Origin of the sequence: Ketogulonicigenium vulgare WSH-001, from assembly GCF_000223375.1 — a bacterium.
Lineage (GTDB): Bacteria > Pseudomonadota > Alphaproteobacteria > Rhodobacterales > Rhodobacteraceae > Ketogulonicigenium > Ketogulonicigenium vulgare.
Genome location: NC_017384.1, coordinates 1,304,641 through 1,322,448, shown reverse-complemented (window position 1 = coordinate 1,322,448; position 17,808 = coordinate 1,304,641). Strand labels below are relative to the sequence as shown.

At 63.7% G+C, this 17,808-nt stretch carries 8 protein-coding genes and 1 pseudogene; 4 read left to right on the top strand and 5 right to left on the bottom strand.

The features are described 5' to 3' along the window. Entirely contained in the window at nucleotides 1-1,506 is a 1,506-nt protein-coding gene (locus tag KVU_RS06500) for a methyl-accepting chemotaxis protein (RefSeq protein ID WP_014537798.1), read from the top strand. A gap of 36 nt (nucleotides 1,507-1,542) precedes the next feature. Here the strand turns inward: KVU_RS06500 and topA are convergent, their stop codons facing one another. The 5 genes and pseudogenes from topA to truA form a co-directional block, all read right to left on the bottom strand. Beyond that, a complete protein-coding gene (gene topA, locus KVU_RS06495; RefSeq protein WP_013384550.1) occupies nucleotides 1,543-4,194 on the bottom strand; it encodes a type I DNA topoisomerase in 2,652 nt (883 codons plus the stop codon). Between the two features lie 95 nt (nucleotides 4,195-4,289). After that, nucleotides 4,290-5,365, bottom strand: a pseudogene (gene dprA, locus KVU_RS06490) (DNA-processing protein DprA). Between the two features lie 56 nt (nucleotides 5,366-5,421). Beyond that, nucleotides 5,422-9,531, bottom strand: a complete 4,110-nt coding sequence (locus KVU_RS06485) for a translocation/assembly module TamB domain-containing protein (RefSeq protein ID WP_013384548.1) — start codon at nucleotides 9,529-9,531, stop codon at nucleotides 5,422-5,424. Nucleotides 9,532-9,543: 12 nt separating this feature from the next. Then, nucleotides 9,544-11,373, bottom strand: coding sequence for an autotransporter assembly complex protein TamA (locus KVU_RS06480; protein ID WP_013384547.1), 1,830 nt, complete (start codon nucleotides 11,371-11,373; stop codon nucleotides 9,544-9,546). Between the two features lie 108 nt (nucleotides 11,374-11,481). Then, nucleotides 11,482-12,249, bottom strand: coding sequence for a tRNA pseudouridine(38-40) synthase TruA (gene truA, locus KVU_RS06475; RefSeq protein ID WP_013384546.1), 768 nt, complete (start codon nucleotides 12,247-12,249; stop codon nucleotides 11,482-11,484). 92 nt (nucleotides 12,250-12,341) lie between these two features. Here truA and KVU_RS06470 point away from each other — a divergent pair, with 92 nt between their 5' ends. The 3 genes from KVU_RS06470 to ileS all read left to right on the top strand — a co-directional run bounded on the left by KVU_RS06470 (nucleotide 12,342) and on the right by ileS (nucleotide 17,808). Beyond that, nucleotides 12,342-13,730, top strand: a complete 1,389-nt coding sequence (locus KVU_RS06470; protein ID WP_014537795.1) for a YcjX family GTP-binding protein — start codon at nucleotides 12,342-12,344, stop codon at nucleotides 13,728-13,730. Next, a complete protein-coding gene (locus KVU_RS06465) occupies nucleotides 13,727-14,704 on the top strand; it encodes a YcjF family protein (RefSeq protein ID WP_013384544.1) in 978 nt (325 codons plus the stop codon). The genes KVU_RS06470 and KVU_RS06465 overlap by 4 nt, the downstream gene beginning before the upstream one ends. 194 nt (nucleotides 14,705-14,898) lie before the next feature. Next, on the top strand, nucleotides 14,899-17,808 hold the full coding sequence (ileS, locus tag KVU_RS06460) for an isoleucine--tRNA ligase (protein ID WP_014537794.1): 2,910 nt from the start codon (nucleotides 14,899-14,901) through the stop codon (nucleotides 17,806-17,808).

The following is a 17,808-nucleotide window of genomic DNA, read 5'->3' as shown; positions in this document are numbered from 1 at the left end:
ATGAAAAACATAAAGATAGCACCTTTGATCGCGCTGGGCTTTGCTGCAATTTTGACGATCATGGCAGGCGTTGCGGTGCTGAACTGGCTGCATCTGCGCGCGCTCGCCGCTGCGATAGATGACGCGCGTGGCGCCCATCTGATCACAGCAACGATCACCGAGATCATGTGGGGCGCGGTGATTTCCATCGCGATCGGCATCGCGATTGCAACCGCGCTATCGTTCGGCCTATCGCGGCAGTTGCGCGCGCTTTTGGGACAAACCACGCGGCTCGCGGCAGGTGACCTGCGGGTTGAAATTGCGGCAACCACGGGCCGCAGCGAGCTTGGTCAGATGAGCCGGGCGCTTGCCATTTTCAAGGAAAATGCGTTGCAACATCAGCGCGATGAGGCAAGGCGTCGCTTTACCGAACAAGAAAACACCGCAAGGATCGAGGATAATGCCCGCATACAGTCACATGTGGTGCGAGAGATCGGCGCGGGCCTGTCGCGATTGGCCGCAGGCCAGCTTGCGCAGCCCATTCCCAGTCCAGCCGACAACCCGTTTCCTGCCGCCTATGAAGATCTGCGTGCCGCCTATAATCGCGTTCTCGAGATCCTAAATGGCACAATGCAGCGCATTGGCGATGTCGCGCAGCAGGTGCGTGGTGGCTCTGAAGAGATCACAGCCGCCGCCCAGGATCTGGCGCGGCGCGCTGAAACCCAGGCTGCAACGCTCGAGCAATCTGCCGCGGCGCTCAATCAGCTGACGGAAAGCGTCCGGTCGACCGCGATTTTTGCCCGTGCCGCCGAAAAGGCCAGCCACGCGAATCATGCGATCGCCGAAACCGGCGCAAGCGTCGTACAAGAGGCCGTGCAGGCGATGCGCGCGATTGAAAAATCATCCGCGCAGATCACGCGGATTATTGGAGTCATTGACGATATTGCGTTTCAGACCAACCTGTTGGCGCTGAACGCTGGTGTCGAGGCGGCCCGTGCGGGCGAGGCCGGGCGCGGCTTTGCCGTCGTCGCATCCGAGGTGCGCAGCCTCGCGCAGCGCGCCTCCAGTTCGGCGCGCGAGATCAAATCCCTGATTTCGCAAAGTGCGGGGCAGGTGCAATCGGGCGCGGCTCTCGTCAATCGCACCGGCGACAGCCTGACGCAGATTCTGGCAAAAGCGGGCGAGGTCTCTAGCCAAATCAGCAGCATCGCCTCTGCTGCGGATGAACAATCCGCTGGGCTGGCCGAGGTGAATGCCGGCGTGCATCAACTGGATCAGGTCACCCAGCAAAACGCTGCAGTGGCCGAACAGTCAAGCGCCGCGGCGCATACGCTGCATAGCCGCGCGGATGATTTGCTGCGCGAGCTGTCGATTTTTCGGATGACAACGCCGCCCGCTGTGGCGCAGATCAGGCCGCAAGGCGGCCCGCCGGTGGCGTTCACGCCGTCAAAGGTAAAACCGGTGGCGTTCACACCACCAAAATCAAAATTGCGCGGTGATTTGGCAGGAAAGTTCGTCGAATTTTAAACAAAAGCCCCGGATCTTTCGATCCGGGGCCTGATGTTAGGCTTCATCCTCGACCACGTCCGGCGCGGCTTTGGCTGTTTTGCGTTTCGGCTTTGCCGGATCGGCGCTTGCGGCCTTGGCCTTGGTCGTCTTTGCTTTTGGCGCGGCTTTCGCTTTTGTGGTCGCGGCCTTGGCCGTTGCGGCCTTTTTGGCGGGCTTTTTCGCAGGTTTCTTGCCCGCTTTTGCCGTGATCAGCTCCAACGCTTGCTCGATGGTCAGGGCCTCGGGCTCGATATCTTTGGGAATGGTCGCGTTGACCTTCTCCCATTTCACATAGGGGCCATAGCGACCTGGCATCACAGTAATCGCGCCGCCATCAGGATGATCGCCCAGCTCTTTCAAGGGCTTGGCCACTGCCGTACGCCCGCGACCACCCGCCAGCTTTTGCGCCAGCAGCTCGACCGCGTGGTTCATGCCGATCTCGAACACCTCATCGATGCTTTTCAGATTGGCATAGGTCGAGCCATGTTTGATGAACGGGCCAAAGCGCCCCAGACCCGCCTCGATCAGCACGCCATCCTCGGGGTGCGGACCCACCGGACGGGGCAGGTTCAGCAGGGAAACGGCGCGTTCCAACGTGACCTCGTCCGGGGACCAGGTTTTCGGCAGGCTGGCACGGGGCGGCTTTGGCACCTCCTCGGTCGCCTCGCCGCGCTGGACATAGGGGCCAAAACGGCCGTCACGCAGCGTGATCGGATCGCCTTCGTCATGGCCCAGCAGACGACCATCGGGGCCGATCGCGCCCTCGGCCAGCTCGGGCGGGCCAAACGGGCGGGTAAAGCGGCATTCGGGATAGTTCGAACAGCCGATAAACGCGCCGCCCGAACGTGCAGTGCGCATGGACAGATGCCCATTGCCGCAATTGGGGCAGGCGCGCGGGTCCGACCCGTCCGGCTTTGGCGGGAACATGATCGGCGAGAGGACTTCGTTCAGCTTTTCAAGCACATCGGTGATGCGCAGCTCGGACGTCTCGTTCAGCGCCGCGGAAAAGTCGCGCCAGAACTGTCGCAACACATCCTTGTAATCGGCATCCCCGGCCGAGACCTTGTCCAGCTGATCCTCGAGCCCGGCGGTAAAGTCATATTCGACATAACGCGGGAAGTAATTTTCAAGGAAAGCGGTAACCAGGCGGCCTTTATCCTGCGGAATCAGGCGGTTCTTATCCTTTTGGACATAGCCGCGATCCTGAATCGTGGTCACGATCGAGGCATAGGTCGAGGGGCGGCCAATGCCCAGCTCTTCCATGCGCTTCACCAGTGTCGCCTCGGTATAGCGGGGCGGCGGCTGGGTGAAATGCTGATCGGGGGTCACGGCCAGCTTTTTCAGCGCCTCGCCCTGCATCATCTGGGGCAGGCGGCCTTCGTCCTCGTCGGTACTGTCGTCGCGGCCCTCTTCATAGATGGCAAGAAAGCCGTCAAACAGCACGACTTGGCCCGTTGCACGCAGACCAACTTGACCATCCGCCGCGCCGATATCGACCGTCGTGCGTTCCAGTCGCGCCGCGGCCATTTGGCTGGCAATCGTGCGTTTATAGATCAGATCATAGAGTTTGCGCTGATCGGCATCCACGATCTTTTGCTGCTCTACGCCGCGCGTCATATCGGTCGGGCGGATACATTCGTGGGCTTCTTGGGCGTTCTTGGCCTTGTTTTTGTACATGCGCGGGCTGGCGGGCAGGTAATCGGCACCGAATTTATCACGGATCGCATCGCGCGCAGCCATCACGGCCTCGGGTGCCATGTCGATCCCATCGGTTCGCATATAGGTGATCAGCCCGGCCTCATACAGGCGCTGCGCGGCAGACATGGTGGCCTTGGCGCCCATGCCGAATTTACGACTGGCCTCTTGCTGCAGCGTCGAGGTCATGAACGGTGCCGAGGGATGGCGCTGCGCGGGTTTCGCCTCGACCCCTTGCACCGATAGCGCGCGCGAGGTGACCGCCTGTACGGCCATCTCGGCGGCAACCTGATTGCCGAGGTCGAATTTATCTAGCTTTTTGCCGCCCAGCGTCACCAGACGCGCGGTAAAGATCTGGCCGCGCGGTGTCTCGATCTCGGCGGCGACGGTCCAATATTCCTGCGCGCGGAAAGCCTCAATCTCGACCTCGCGGTCGACGATGACCCGCAGGCAGACCGATTGCACACGGCCGGCCGATTTCGCGCCGGGCAGTTTGCGCCACAGGACGGGCGACAGTTTGAATCCCACCAAATAGTCCAGCGCGCGGCGGGCCAAATAAGCCTCGACCAGCGGCGCATCGACCTGACGGGGGTTTTGCATCGCCTCGGTGACGGCGGATTTGGTGATGGCGTTGAACACGACGCGGCTGACCGGTGTGTCCTTTTTAATCGCTTTGCGATCGGTCAGCGCCTCGACCAGATGCCATGAAATCGCCTCGCCCTCTCTGTCCGGGTCGGTGGCGAGGATCAGGTTCGGGTCGGCCTTCAACGCATCGGCAATCGCTTTGATATGCTTTTTGCTGTTGGCATCGACCTCCCATGTCATGGCGAAGTCTTCGTCGGTATCGACCGAGCCATCCTTGGGCGGCAAATCGCGCACATGGCCGTACGAGGCCAGTACCTGATAATCAGACCCGAGATATTTGTTGATCGTCTTTGCCTTTGCAGGGGATTCAACAACGACAACGGGCATGATTAACCTTCTCAGTTTACAGCAGAAGCACATCCCCCGCTTGTGGCATTTTGCGCTTTGGCGCAAGGGGGCGCATCGCTTTCCTCACCCGATAGTTAGGCGCGCTGCCGCCCAAGCGCAACTAGCCCGCTGCTTGGACGATGAATTGCACCGTCAAGTTCAAGGTCAATCAGGGCCAATGACAGGCTACGTGCATCAATTCCCAGCGTGTCGCGCAGCACATGTTCCGGCACCGGGCTGGCGCTGATTTGGGCAAGAATTCTGGCACTGGGATCGGCAAGCGACAACGGCGCAGACAGCGCCAGCGCGGCCTGCGGCGGCGGGGCATCTATGGATAGCGCCTCGCGCACATCATGCGCATCGCGCACCAGCAGCGCCCCGTCGCGCAGCAACAGGTTGCAGCCGCCTGCGCGCGCGTCCAGCGGATGGCCCGGCACCGCCATCACATCGCGCCCCTGATCCAGCGCGTCGCGCGCGGTCAGCAGGCTGCCCGATTTCACGGCAGCCTCGACCACCACCACCGCGCGCGACAGGCCCGAGACGATACGGTTGCGCGCGGGAAAGTGGCGCGCCTGTGCCTCCGCCCCCGGTGGCAGTTCCGACAGCAGCAGTCCCTGCGCCGCAATCTCGCGCGCCAGCGCGGTATTCTCATTCGGATAACTGCGGTCGATGCCGGTGCCCAGCACCGCAATCGTGCCGGTGGACAGCGCCGCACGATGGGCCGCCGCGTCGATGCCGCGCGCAAGGCCCGATACAACGGCCAGCCCGGCGGCGCCCAGATCACCCGCCAGTTGCGCCGCCATTCTGATGCCCAGTGATGAGGCATTACGCGCCCCGATCAGCGCAACAGCAGGCTTTCGCAGCAGCGCTATATCCCCCAGCGCCCATAGAACGGGCGGGGCGTCAGGGATGCCGCGTAAATGCAATGGATAGTCGGGGTCATTGCCCAAGATCAGCCGCGCGCCCGCCCGTGCGCCGGCCCGCAGTTCCGCCCGCGCGACCCCAACGGGACAGATCGCGTAATCGGTAACCCCGCCGCCGCCGCCATTTCAGGCAGGGCCGCCAGTGCGGCGCCTGCGCTGCCATGCGTGCGCAGCAGCCGCCAAAACGTCGCCGCGCCAACCCGGCGCGAGCGGTAGAGTTGCAGCCATTCAACCGGATCATCCGCCATCTTTCGCCCCCTTTGGGCTAGGGTGGCGAGAGATGGTTAAGGATGGGTAAAGCCGATTAGTAATCCCGTTCGTAGAAAATGCCGAGGCCGGTATCGCCGCCGCTGCTGGCGCTGCCTTTCACGGTGACCTCGTCGGTCAGCTCTAGGTTCAGGTTGATCGTGGTTTCATTCGATCCGACCGTTACGTCGGTATAAATGTTGTCCGACAGATACTTACCGGCGCGCACGGCGGCATTGCCTTCGTCGTCTTGGGTAAAGTCCAGATCATCCAGACCCGCACCTGCGCGCAGATCCTCGACAATACCGCCGCCGCCGACGCCCATCAGCGTGCCGACCGCTGCGGCCAGTTGCACCGCTTGGAATGCGGAGAGCGAGGAGAGGTCGCGGCCAAACAGCAGTTGGGCGATCACCTCGTCCTGCGGCAATTGCGGCGAAGACGAGAAGGTCACGGTCGGCTCGGAGATCGAGCCCTCGACCGTTACATCGACCACCGTGCCACTGCTGGTCTGGGTCTGCGCAACAAGGCGTAGGACGGGGTTGAAGTCCCCCTCAAGTGTCACCGAACCTTCAGTTAGATCAAAGCGTTGTTGCAGGATCGACAGACGGCCACGCACCAGCGAGAATTGGCCCGATGGGATGATATTCGCCGTGGTGCCGGTCACGCGCAGCTCGCCGCCGAGTTCCGCATCCAGGCCGCGGCCACGGATGAAAATGCGCCCCGGCGCCCGCACCGTGACATCCAGCGGATAGGCGGCCCCGCCGCCACCGCCGCCACTGCTGGCGCCCGCCTCGCCGCCCGAAAGCGACAGGCCCGCACGCTCTAGCGTTTGGCGTACAGCGGCCATCGCACCGATATGCTGCACCTCTGGCAGGCTTCCCAGCGCGCCCACGGAAGACGAGGGCACCTGCACCTCGGTCGGGCCAAGGTCGATCAGCCCGGCGATCGTCGCGCCGCCCGCCAGTGGGCCGCGCATGGTGATCCGCCCCGAGGCCGATGTGCTATACAGCAGCGGGTCGCGCCGTGATACGCCCTGCAGATCCAACACCAGATCGCCGTTATAGGGCGCGGCCAGCGTCACTGGCCCGGTCAGGACAAAGCGGCCGCCGTCATCGACACCCGCGCTCATATCAATCTGCGTCCGCCCGCCCGAGAGGGTGATGGTGCCGCCGATATCATTCAGCGACTGCGAGGCCGCAGGCACCGCAAGGCGACCGTTCGACAAACGCACCTGACCCGAGACATTTTCCAGCGCGGGCGCGCCGTTCACCGCCAGATCAAAGGCGGCGCGGCCATCAAGGCGCATCGGATCAATAAAACCGTTTGCAAAGCTCAGCGGTGCGTCGCCGCGCAGTTGCAGGTTCACCGGGCCAGAGGGCGTCACCGATCCGGTCAGCGTCGCGGTGGTATTGCCCGGACCTTGGGCGCTGGTGTTGATCACCCACTGGCCGGCCTCGTTCAGCGCGGCAGTGCCAGTGGCTGTCACAGGGCCCGAGAATTCCGGGGTGAACAGGCCGATATTTGCAAGGCGTGCATCGAAATTTGCGGTGCCAGCGCTGCCTGCGCCCGACAGATTGCCGGTGATCGTAAAGTTCGGAAAGGCGACGTTCACGCCGCTCAGCTCCAGCCCGCCCTGATCGCCGCGCACAGCCCGCCCGCTGATCGTACCGGTGCCGCGCAATAGGTTCGCGACGGCAGGAATGCCCGGATCAACATCGACCGCCTGTGCCGACAGGTTCAGATCGAACCCGGCGGCGGAGGCCAGCGCGCGGCCCGAAATCGTCGCGGATGCGCCACCGCGCAAGCTCTGCCCCGCAAGGCCCGAAAACGGCGCAAGATCGGGGACATTTGCACGGATATCACCTTCGAATGCCGGATCGCTCATCAGATTGGTGATCGTGCCTGCAAGCGTAGCGCTGGTGACGGGCAGGTTCACCGCGATGTCTTGCAGTGCGACGGTATTGATGTCCGAGCGCAGGATGCGGCCCGTCAGCGTGCCGCTGCCGACCAACAGCGGATCGATCTGGGGATTGCCGATGGCAACGCTGTTGGTGCCGATATCCAGCATCAGATCGGCGCGGCTGCCATCGGTCGTCGCCGTGCCCTGCACGCTGATCCGTCCGCCACCCGATACAGTTTGCCCGAACCGCGCGGCATAGGGCGCAACATCCGACAGATCCGCCGTCAGGTTGATCTGCACCGTATCGCTATTGGCGGGCAAGGCGCCGGTAAAGGTCAGATTACCGCCCGGCACTGATCCGCTGGCGCGGGCATTCACGGCCCCATCCGCCGTGCGCATACCGGACAGGTTCACCAGTGCGGGGCCGGTGATGCCGTCGATCACAAGGCCAAGATCGTTCAGACGCGCCTCGACCGAGGCGCTGCTGGCACCTGATGTGACATTGGCCTGACCGGTCGCCGACAATTGCGGGCCGGTAATCTCGAGGCGCGGAATGCGGGTGCCAGCGGTGTCGCGCGCGGCCTCGATCAACAGCTGCGACTGACCTGCCAGCAGGGGGTCAATCTCGGCAATGCCGGTGCGCAGATCTGTGGTCGTGCCGGTGATGGTGACATTGGTCGCAAGATCAGCGGCAACATAACGCGCGTCAATCGTCAAATCCGCGCCGCCACCCAGGTCAAGGCCCGCAAGCGCGGCAAAGCGGCTCAGATCCTCGGCCTGCAACGACAGTTGCGCATCGGCAACCAGGCTTTCGCGCAGATCAACTTCGCCCGTCAGATCGGCAGTGATGCCGGGGCCGTTGACGCTAAAGCTTTCGATCCGGAAGGGCTGATCCGCCGCGCCGATCAGCGCAAGGCGACCCGAAATCGTGTCACCCAGCGCCTCGTTCAGCGCGGGGTCATTCGTTTGCACGCCGCTGGCGGCATAATCCAGATCGGCGGTAAAGCTGGTGCCGCCGCCTGCTGGATCGATGACGCCGCCGCCGGTCAGGATGATGGCGGGAATGCGCGCGGTGGGGGTATCAAGGTCGGTGACGCTGACATCTGCCGTCCAACGATCGCCCGTTGCCGCGTCAAAGCTGATATCCAGATCTGCACGTCCCAAGGTGACGCCTTCGCCTGCAGGCAGCACGACGGGGCCATCCACATCCGCGATAATCCCGCGCAGGGCAAAGCTGCTGGGCCAGCCGGTGGCGTCAATCTCGGCATTGCCTTGCAGGTCGAACGCGCGGGTCTTGATCGCAAGCTGCGGCAGTGAGAAGCCACCCGCCGCAAGACGCGTGCCCTGCGCAGAAATGGTCGACTGCTGACCAAAGAAATCATGATAATCAGCCGGCAGCAGCGCGGTCATATCGCCCGTGATATCCAGCGCGAATTGCTGGCCGACCTCAGATCCGTCCTCGGCAGTGACGGTCTGCACGCCGCCAGTGCCGCTGATGCGTTCGACCCCCGCCGTCGCAAGGGTCAGATCGGCACTGTAATTATCGATCGGGCCGGTGCCCGCCAGTTGCAGATCCACCGAAGGCGCGCCCGGCAGATTCGCCAGATCGGCCAGAATGCCGCCCTCGGGCTCTTGCAGATGCAGGTTCATCATCAACTGGCGCGTGGCATTGGAATAGCTGCCCGACAGTTGCAAGGACCCCTGACGCGTTTCCAGCAGATAGGCGTCGATACGGACATCGCCCGCGCCGCCTGACAGCGATGCATCGCCCGTCAGGCTGGCGATAATCTCCTCGCCCAGAAAGCTGTCGCCCAGTTCGATCCGTTCAAGGTTCAGGCTGCCAACCTCGACCGAGACGGGCAGATCGGGCAGCGAAAACGGCGCGGCCTCGGGCGAGGGGGCGGCGCCGGGGTCGTTGTTCACCGGTGCGCGCAGCACGGCGACACGCGCCGCGCCCAGTTCGTTCACCGCAAGGCGGCCCTGAAACAGCGCGCCGCGGTTCCAGTCCATGACCAGATCCTCGGCGATCAGCCAGACGCCATCGTCATCGGCGATGGTGATCCGTTCGATCGTTGCGCGCGAGGACAGCAGGCCGCGAAAGCCGTCAATCTGCACATTGCGGCCCGCACCCGACAGGCTGTTTTCGATCAGCCCGGCCAGAAATCCCGGATCGCGGTCTTGTTCTGCGGTCTGCGCGTAAAGGCCGCTGGTCAGCGCCAGCACGGCGGATGTGCCCAGGAACGCGGCGATAAGGTGATGTCTTTTCATAGTTTTATCCCCTTAGAACGCCTGACCGATACCGATATAAACCTGCACGGATTTTGCAAAATCATCGCCATTTGCGGGCGTGCCGACATCCAGCCGGATCGGGCCGATGGGTGTATTATAGCGAATGCCAATCCCGGTACCCGCATGCCATGGATCGCCATCCTCGGGCAGCGCATCTGCGCCGATCATTGCGGCATCGTAAAAGCCGACAAGGCTGAGGCTATCGGTCATGTCAAAGCGCGCCTCTAGCTGCGCGCCGACAAAGCTGGCGCCGCCAACCTCGTAATCCACGCCGCCGCGCGAGACGGGAATCCCCAGCGAGCGATAGCTTTGACCGCGCACCGTGCCGCCGCCGCCCGACCAGAACAGGAAGTCGGCGGGCGTATCCAGCAGATCCGGCCCGACGACCGAGCCGAACTGCCCGCGCGCCGCGACCGTAAAGCGGTCGCCAAAGCCGTGGTAATAGCGTGCATCGCCGTAAACGCGCACGCCACTGTCGATATCATCCAGACCGACAAAGGGGGTGATATCGAGATTAAGATACCAGCCTGAACGCGCGTTCAGCGCATTGTCGCGATTGTCCAGCGTGCCGGTGATCGGCAGCGTGATCAGCGAATAGCGGCGGGTTTCAAAGGCATTTTCCTCGCGCGCGGTCAGATAGCCGATACCGCCCGTGACCGAGAGGTTGTCAAAAATATAGCGGGTCACCAGCGCGCTGGTGGTGAACTGATCCAGCAGATATTCCGCCTCGTCCTCGCGCTTGATTTCCGCATTCAGGGTCAGCTCGTTGTTGTGGTTGAAGAAACCGGGGCGGCGAAAAGTGACACCTAGGTTGTAATCCGGCCCGCCGTCACTGCCATTGATACCGCTGATCCCGGCGTCAAAGCGCAGGTTCTCGGCCCCTTTCAGCAGGTTGCGATGCATCCAATAGGTCGACAGCGCCAAACCGTCATCGGACGAGATTTCCGCGCCAAAGCCCAGACGACGCGGCGGTGCCTCGTTCAGGGTCAGGGTAATCGGTTGGGTGTCGCCGGGGCCGATCTGTTCGGCTTCGGTGATCGATACCGATTGGAACGCCCCAGTGCGGCGCAGGCGGGTGGCCACCCGATCAAGCTCGTCGGGCGAGAAGACCGCCCCTTCGGGATAGCCCGCGATGCGCAAAATCCGGTCGGTGCGGACGCGGTTGTTACCGGCGACCGTCAGATTGCCAAAGGTCAGCCGCGGGCCCGGGCGCATGGTAACACTGGCGTCCAGACGGCTTTGATCGTGGATTGCAGTGATCTGCTGCCCCGCAACCCCGGCGCGGGCGTGACCGGCCTCGCGCCAGGCGGTTTGCGCGCGGCCAGCGGCATCGCGGACAAGGCCCGAGCGCGCAGGCTCGCCCGCGGCGAAACCTGTGGGCAGTTCGGTGCCTTCGGCCAGCGGGCCAATCGCGGCTTGACCAAAGCGGAACAGCGGTCCGGGCGTCACATCAATCGCGATGGTGTTGATCTGGCGCGGCGCATCCAACGGCGCGATGGTCGAGGCCTCGCGCCCGTCCACCCGAATCGAAATACTGCCACCATAATAGCCCTGCGCGTAAAGCGCGGTCAGGATGCGGCGGTAATCGGCTCGCGCGGCAGCAACATAATCTTGTGGCGCGCTGGCCGCTTCGGGGTCGTCGTCCTGCGTCAGCGACAGGCTAAGCGAGGCGCCGCGCACGGCGTTGGTCAGCCCCTCATCCTCGCCCGCAACCGTCACATCGACCTGTTGAGCGACGGCCATCGTCAATGCAAAGGGCGCGGCCAGCAAAGACAGCGCAAGAACCGAGGTCGAGAGGCGGAATGGACGGTTTACGGGCACGGGCGGCTCCTCTCTCGGGCATTTGTAAACGTGTTACCATATGCTCTTGTGGGATGTCTGCCCGTTTTGCCGCATTTGTGGCGGAAAATTGCCCGTGAAATTATCGCGTCAGATGAAAGGGTTTATCGGATATTCGACGCCAGCCAGATAAAGCCCCTGCGGCGGGCAAACAGGGCCGCAAGCCGCACGGTCACGCGCGGCAAGAACCTCGGCCACTTTTTCAGGGGGCCAAGCGCCCGCGCCAACCCGTTCCAACGTGCCAACGATGGATCGCACCTGATTGTGCAGGAACGACCGCGCCCGCAGGAAAAAGCGAAATTCGGTGCCGTCGTGGCGGGGGATTTCGGTGATCGAAATCTCGTCAATCGTCTTTACGGGGCTTTTGGCCTGACAGATCGAGGAGCGGAAGGTGGTGAAATCGTGCAGCCCGATCAGATGGGCCGCGCCCGCGCGCATCAGATCCGCGTCCAATGCGTGACCCACGCGCCAGAACTGCCCGTTCTCTACGGTCAAAGGCGCGCGGCGGGACAGCAGGCGAAAGATATAGCGCCGCTCATATGCGCTGAAACGGGCGTGCCAGTCGTCCGCGACACGCGCCGCGCGCAAGATAGCGACGGGGGCAGGGCGCAGGTGATGGTTCAGCGCCTCGGACAGGCGGAACGGGTCCCAGTCCTTGTCCATATCGCAATGCGCGACTTGGCCGGTGCCATGCACGCCCGTATCGGTGCGCCCAGCGGCGGCGATAGTGTGGTCGCGCGGCTCAAGTTTTGCCAGCGCAGCCTCGATCGCGCCTTGGACCGAGGGCAGCTCGCTCTGGCGTTGCCAGCCCGAAAACGGGCGGCCATCATATTCAACGAGTAAAGCATAACGTGGCATGGCCCGCCGATATGCCCCGCGCGGCGAAAAATCAATCCTGTGAAACGCCGGGCAAGCTGACTATGTCTAACAGTGACGGATAGGAGGCTGATATGGCGTCAGGATTTGGCAGCGGTTTCATGCGGCAACTGGGGGTGCCGCTGGGTGATCGTGTCATTCGCCTGGGGGTCACGGGCCTGTCGCGCGCGGGCAAGACGGTGTTCATCACATCGCTGGTGTCGAACCTGCTGGATCGGGGCCGCATGCCGCAGCTGATGGCCGCCGCCGAGGGGCGCATCCGCACCGCCTATCTGCAACCGCAGCCCGACGATACCGTGCCGCGCTTTACCTATGAAGACCATTACATGGCGCTGACCGCCCCCGCGCCCTATTGGCCCGAGGGCACCCGCCGCGTCAGTGAGTTGCGCCTGTCGCTGAAAGTGCGCCCGCGCGGGTTTTTGGCAGGCATCACCGGCGAGCAGACCGTGCATCTGGATATCATCGATTATCCCGGTGAATGGCTGCTGGATCTGGGGCTGCTGGAAAAAACCTATGCCGATTGGTCGGCGACGGCGCTGGCGCGTGCAGGCAACCGCGATCAGGCGGCGGATTATCTGGCCGCCGTCGCGCAGATCGATCCCAGCGCAAAGCTGGATGAGGGGGTCTTGCGCCATCTGGCGCAGCTTTATGCGACCTACCTGAACGCCGCACGCGATGCGGGCTATTCCGATTGCACGCCGGGGCGATTCTTGCTGCCAGGCGAGTTAGAGGGCTCGCCCGTCCTAACCTTTGCACCGCTGCCTGCGGGGGATTATCCACGCGGATCGCTGGGGGCCGAGGCGCGCCGCCGCTATGACGCCTATGTCGCGCAGGTGGTGAAGCCCTTCTTTCGCGATCACTTTGCCCGCCTTGATCGGCAGATCGTGCTGATGGATGTGCTGGGCGCGATCCATGCCGGTCCCCGCGCGCTGGAAGACTTGCGCCTTGCGATGGCAGATATTCTGGGGGCCTTCAAACCGGGGCGAAACGCGTTCCTTGGCAGCCTGTTCGGGGGGCGGCGCGTGGAAAAGATCCTGTTCGCCGCCACCAAGGCCGACCATCTGCACCACAGCCAACACGCCCGCCTGACCGCCATCACCGACAGCCTGCTGCGCGAGGCGCGCGACCGCGCGGCCTTCGCGGGTGCCGCAACATCCGCCCTGTCCATCGCCGCGCTGCGCACCACGGTCGAGGAGGAGGTGACCCATGACGGCCGCCCCCTTGGCGTTGTGCGCGGCAAGCTGCTGGATACCGGCCGCCAAGCCGCCTTTTATCCCGGTGATCTGCCCGATGAGCCCGCGCGCCTGCTGTCGCCCGCGCGCGGCGGCGATGCGACATGGCTCGACGCCGATTATGGCATTATGAATTTCGCCCCCGCCGCGCTGTCGCTGCGCCCCGGCGATGGCCTGCCGCATATCCGCCTTGACCGCGCGGCCGAGTTTTTGATCGGAGATCTGCTATGAAAGGCCCGATCCTGTTCGAGCGCGAGGGCGACCTGAACGTCGACCCCGGCGCTGCGCCCGTCATCGACGACGGTGTGTTGCAGTCGACGACAGTGCAGCGCATGGCGGCGCTTGCCGGGCGGCCATCTAGCCTTGCCAAATGGTTCTGGTCATCAGCGCTGGCGCTGATCGGGTTCATCGCATCGCTGGCCGCGTGGGATTATGCAGTGGGCCTGCTGGCGCGTGCGCCGGTGCTTGGCGCGATCGCCGCGGTGTTGCTGGGGCTGTTCGTGCTGGCGCTGCTGGCACTGGCTGGACGGGAGCTGCGCGCGATCTTGCGCCTTGGTCGGATCGACGCCATCCAATCCGCCGCCTCCAGTGCGCTTGCGGGCGAGGATCTGGCCGCCGCCCGCGCCGTTGGGGCCAAGCTGCGCGGCCTTTACGGCAGTCGCGCGGAACTCTCGGCGGGTCTTGCCCGCTTTGAGCAGCGCGAGGCCGAGGTGCTGGACGCCAGCGCCGTGCTGGCGCTGGCCGAGGCGGAAGTGCTGACCCCGCTTGATGCCGCCGCCGAAGCCGAGGTGCAATCCGCCGCCCGCACCGTCGCAACCGTCACCGCCGTGGTGCCGCTGGCGCTGGCCGATCTGATTTCCGCCCTGACTGCGAACCTGCGCATGATCCGACGGATTGCCGAGATTTATGGCGGACGCGCGGGCGCGCTGGGGTCGTGGCGGCTGCTGCGCATGGTGCTGGCGCATCTGGTTGCAACGGGCGCGGTGGCGGTCGGCGATGATATGATCGACTCGGTCGTGGGCGGCGGGCTTGCCAGCAAGCTCTCGCGCCGCGTGGGCGAGGGGGTGATCAACGGCGCGCTGACGGCGCGTGTTGGCGTCGCGGCAATCGAGGTTTGCCGCCCCGTGCCCTTTCTCACTCGCCCGCGTCCCGCTGTGCGGGCGCTGCTGCGCGGCGCGCTGGCTGGCCTGTTCAATCGTGGCTGATCGGCCCTTGCCGCACACCGCCGCGCAACCTATAAGCGCGGTCAAGATGAGCCAGATCAGCACACCATCAGGGGCACGTGCCCCGATTGCGCGAATTATCCGCCCGGCGCCTTGAGCTGTCAGGGCGTCGGGCAAAGGTGTCTGGGTGATCCGCACCGCTCTCCCTTTTTTCTGCATTCCCAGGAACGCCCAAAATGTGCGCCGATACGCCTGACTACAAAGACAGCCTGAACCTTCCGAAAACCGACTTCCCGATGCGCGCAGGGCTGCCCCAGCGCGAGCCGGGCTGGCTGGCCCGTTGGGAAGAGATCGGCATCTATGACCGCCTGCGCGAAAAGCCCGGCCGCACGCCCTTTGTGCTGCATGACGGCCCTCCCTATGCGAACGGCCATCTGCACATTGGCCATGCGCTGAACAAGACCATCAAGGATATGATCGTGCGCAGCCATCAGATGATGGGCTTTGACGCGCGCTATGTCCCCGGTTGGGACTGTCACGGCCTGCCGATCGAATGGAAGATCGAAGAGCAGTATCGCGCCAAGGGTCTGAACAAAGACGAAATCGACATCGTCGCCTTCCGTCAGGAATGCCGCGCCTTTGCTGCGGGCTGGGTTGATATCCAGCGCGAGGAATTCAAGCGTCTGGGCGTCACCGGCAATTGGGCCGACCCCTATCTGACGATGGATTATCACGCCGAAGCCGTCATCGCCGACGAGTTTATGAAGCTGCTGATGAACGGCACGCTTTACCAAGGCTCGAAACCCGTGATGTGGTCGCCGGTCGAGAAAACCGCGCTGGCCGAGGCCGAGGTCGAATATCACGACCACACCAGCCATACGATCTGGGTCAAGTTCCAGCCGATTGCGGGGCTAGAGGGCGCTGTCGTCATCTGGACCACGACGCCCTGGACCATTCCGCAAAACCGCGCCGTGGCTTATGGCGAGGGGATTGCCTACGGCCTTTACGAGGTTGTCGCCGCCGATGAAAAGGCGCTGGCGCAGGTCGGTGAAAAGCTGATCCTTGCCCAGTCGCTGGCCGACAGCGTCGCAACGGCGGCCAAGGCCGAGCTGAAGCTGATCCGCGATGTCGCCGCCAGCGAATTTGCGGGCGTCCAGCTGGCCCACCCGTTCCGCGGGATCGAGGGCGGCGCGGGCGAGTGGGACTTTGACGTTCCCATGCTGCCGGGCGATCACGTGACCGATGATGCGGGCACCGGCTTTGTCCACACAGCCCCCAGCCACGGCGACGAAGACTATCAGCTTGGTCTGAAATTTGGCATTCCGATGACCTATAACGTCATGGAAGATAGCTCTTATCGTGCCGATCTGCCGGTGTTTGGCGCCAATGCCCGCGCGGATCAGGAAAAACCCGTGCTGCGCGTCATCGACCCCGATGGCAAAGAAGGCGGCGCCAATGTCGAGGTGCTGCGCACCCTTGCACGCGTCGGCGGTCTGATCGCCAAGGGCAAGCTGAAACACAGCTATCCGCATTCGTGGCGCTCGAAAGCGCGGGTGATCTATCGCAACACGCCGCAATGGTTTGCGGCGATCGACCGCGCGATGGATGACGGCATGGGCACCTATGGCGATACGATCCGCCAACGCGCCCTGACCTCGATCGAGGAACTGGTGGCCTTTACCCCCGCGACGGGCCGCAACCGTCTGCATGCGATGATCCAGAACCGCCCCGACTGGGTGCTGTCGCGCCAACGCGCCTGGGGCGTGCCGCTGACCTGTTTCGTCAAGGTGGACGCCAAGCCCACCGACGCCGATTTCCTACTGCGCAACGATACGCTGAACGCCCGTATCAAGGACGCGTTCGAGGTGGATGGTGCCGATGTCTGGTATCAAGACGGCTTCAAGGCCCAGATGCTGGAGGGGATCGCCAACCCCGATGACTATCGCCAGATCTTTGACGTGCTGGATGTGTGGTTCGACTCCGGCTCGACCCATGCCTTCGTGCTGCGTGACCGCGCTGACGGTGTGCCGGATCAGATCGCGGATGTTTACCTTGAGGGTACCGACCAGCATCGCGGTTGGTTCCATTCCTCGCTGCTGCAGGGGTCGGCCACGATCGGGCGCGCGCCTTACAAGAACGTCGTGACGCATGGCTTTACGCTGGACGAGAAGGGCATGAAAATGTCCAAATCTTTGGGCAATACCATCGTGCCACAGGCGGTGATCGACCAATATGGCGCGGATATCCTGCGCCTGTGGGTCGCGCAGGCCGATTATATGAGCGATCAGCGCATCGGGCCGGAAATCCTGAAGGGCACCGCCGACAGCTATCGCCGCCTGCGCAACACCATGCGCTATATCCTGGGTGCGCTGGACGGCTACACCGATGCCGAGGCTGTCGCCCCCGCAGATATGCCGGCGCTTGAGCGTTGGGTGCTGCACCGTCTGGCCGAACTCGACCAGCAGGTGCGTGCGGGCTATGCCGCGTTCGACTTCCAGACCGTGTTCCAGGCGGTGTTCAACTTTGCCACCGTCGATCTGTCGGCCTATTACTTCGACATCCGCAAAGACGCGCTGTATTGCGACGGCGCGACCCTGACACGCCGCGCGGCGCGCACGGTGATGGATGCGCTGTTCCAGCGCCTGACCACATGGCTTGCGCCGGTGCTGGTCTTTACGATGGAAGAGGTTTGGCTGGAACGCTTCCCCGAGGGCTCGGTCCATCTTGTCGATTTCCCGGCAACGCCCGGCGATTGGCTGGACGAGGCGCTGGCCGCGAAATGGGCGACCATCCGTCAGGTGCGCCGCACCGTGACCGGCGCGCTCGAGATCGAGCGTCAGGCAAAAACCATTGGCGCCAGCCTCGAGGCCGCGCCCGAGGTCTATGTAACGCCCGAGACCGCCGCCCTGATCGGTGATCTGGACTTTGCGGATATCTGCATCACATCGGATATCGCGATCAAAACCAGCGCTGCGCCTGAAGGCGCGTTCCGCATCGCGGATGTGGCGGATACGGCGGTGGTCTTTGCCATGGCTGCGGGCGAGAAATGTGGCCGCTGCTGGAAGATCCTGCCCGATGTCGGCACGCATAGCCACCCGGGTACCTGTGCGCGCTGCGATGCGGCCCTCAGCGAAAAAGGCCTGTAA

Excerpts from the sequence above, each read along its gene's own strand:
- ileS (WP_014537794.1), top strand. The coding sequence starts at position 14,899 with ATGTGCGCCGATACGCCTGACTACAAAGACAGCCTGAACCTTCCGAAA.
- KVU_RS06470 (WP_014537795.1), top strand. The coding sequence starts at position 12,342 with ATGGCGTCAGGATTTGGCAGCGGTTTCATGCGGCAACTGGGGGTGCCG.
- truA (WP_013384546.1), bottom strand. The coding sequence starts at position 12,249 with ATGCCACGTTATGCTTTACTCGTTGAATATGATGGCCGCCCGTTTTCG.
- KVU_RS06485 (WP_013384548.1), bottom strand. The coding sequence starts at position 9,531 with ATGAAAAGACATCACCTTATCGCCGCGTTCCTGGGCACATCCGCCGTG.
- KVU_RS06500 (WP_014537798.1), top strand. The coding sequence starts at position 1 with ATGAAAAACATAAAGATAGCACCTTTGATCGCGCTGGGCTTTGCTGCA.
- topA (WP_013384550.1), bottom strand. The coding sequence starts at position 4,194 with ATGCCCGTTGTCGTTGTTGAATCCCCTGCAAAGGCAAAGACGATCAAC.
- KVU_RS06465 (WP_013384544.1), top strand. The coding sequence starts at position 13,727 with ATGAAAGGCCCGATCCTGTTCGAGCGCGAGGGCGACCTGAACGTCGAC.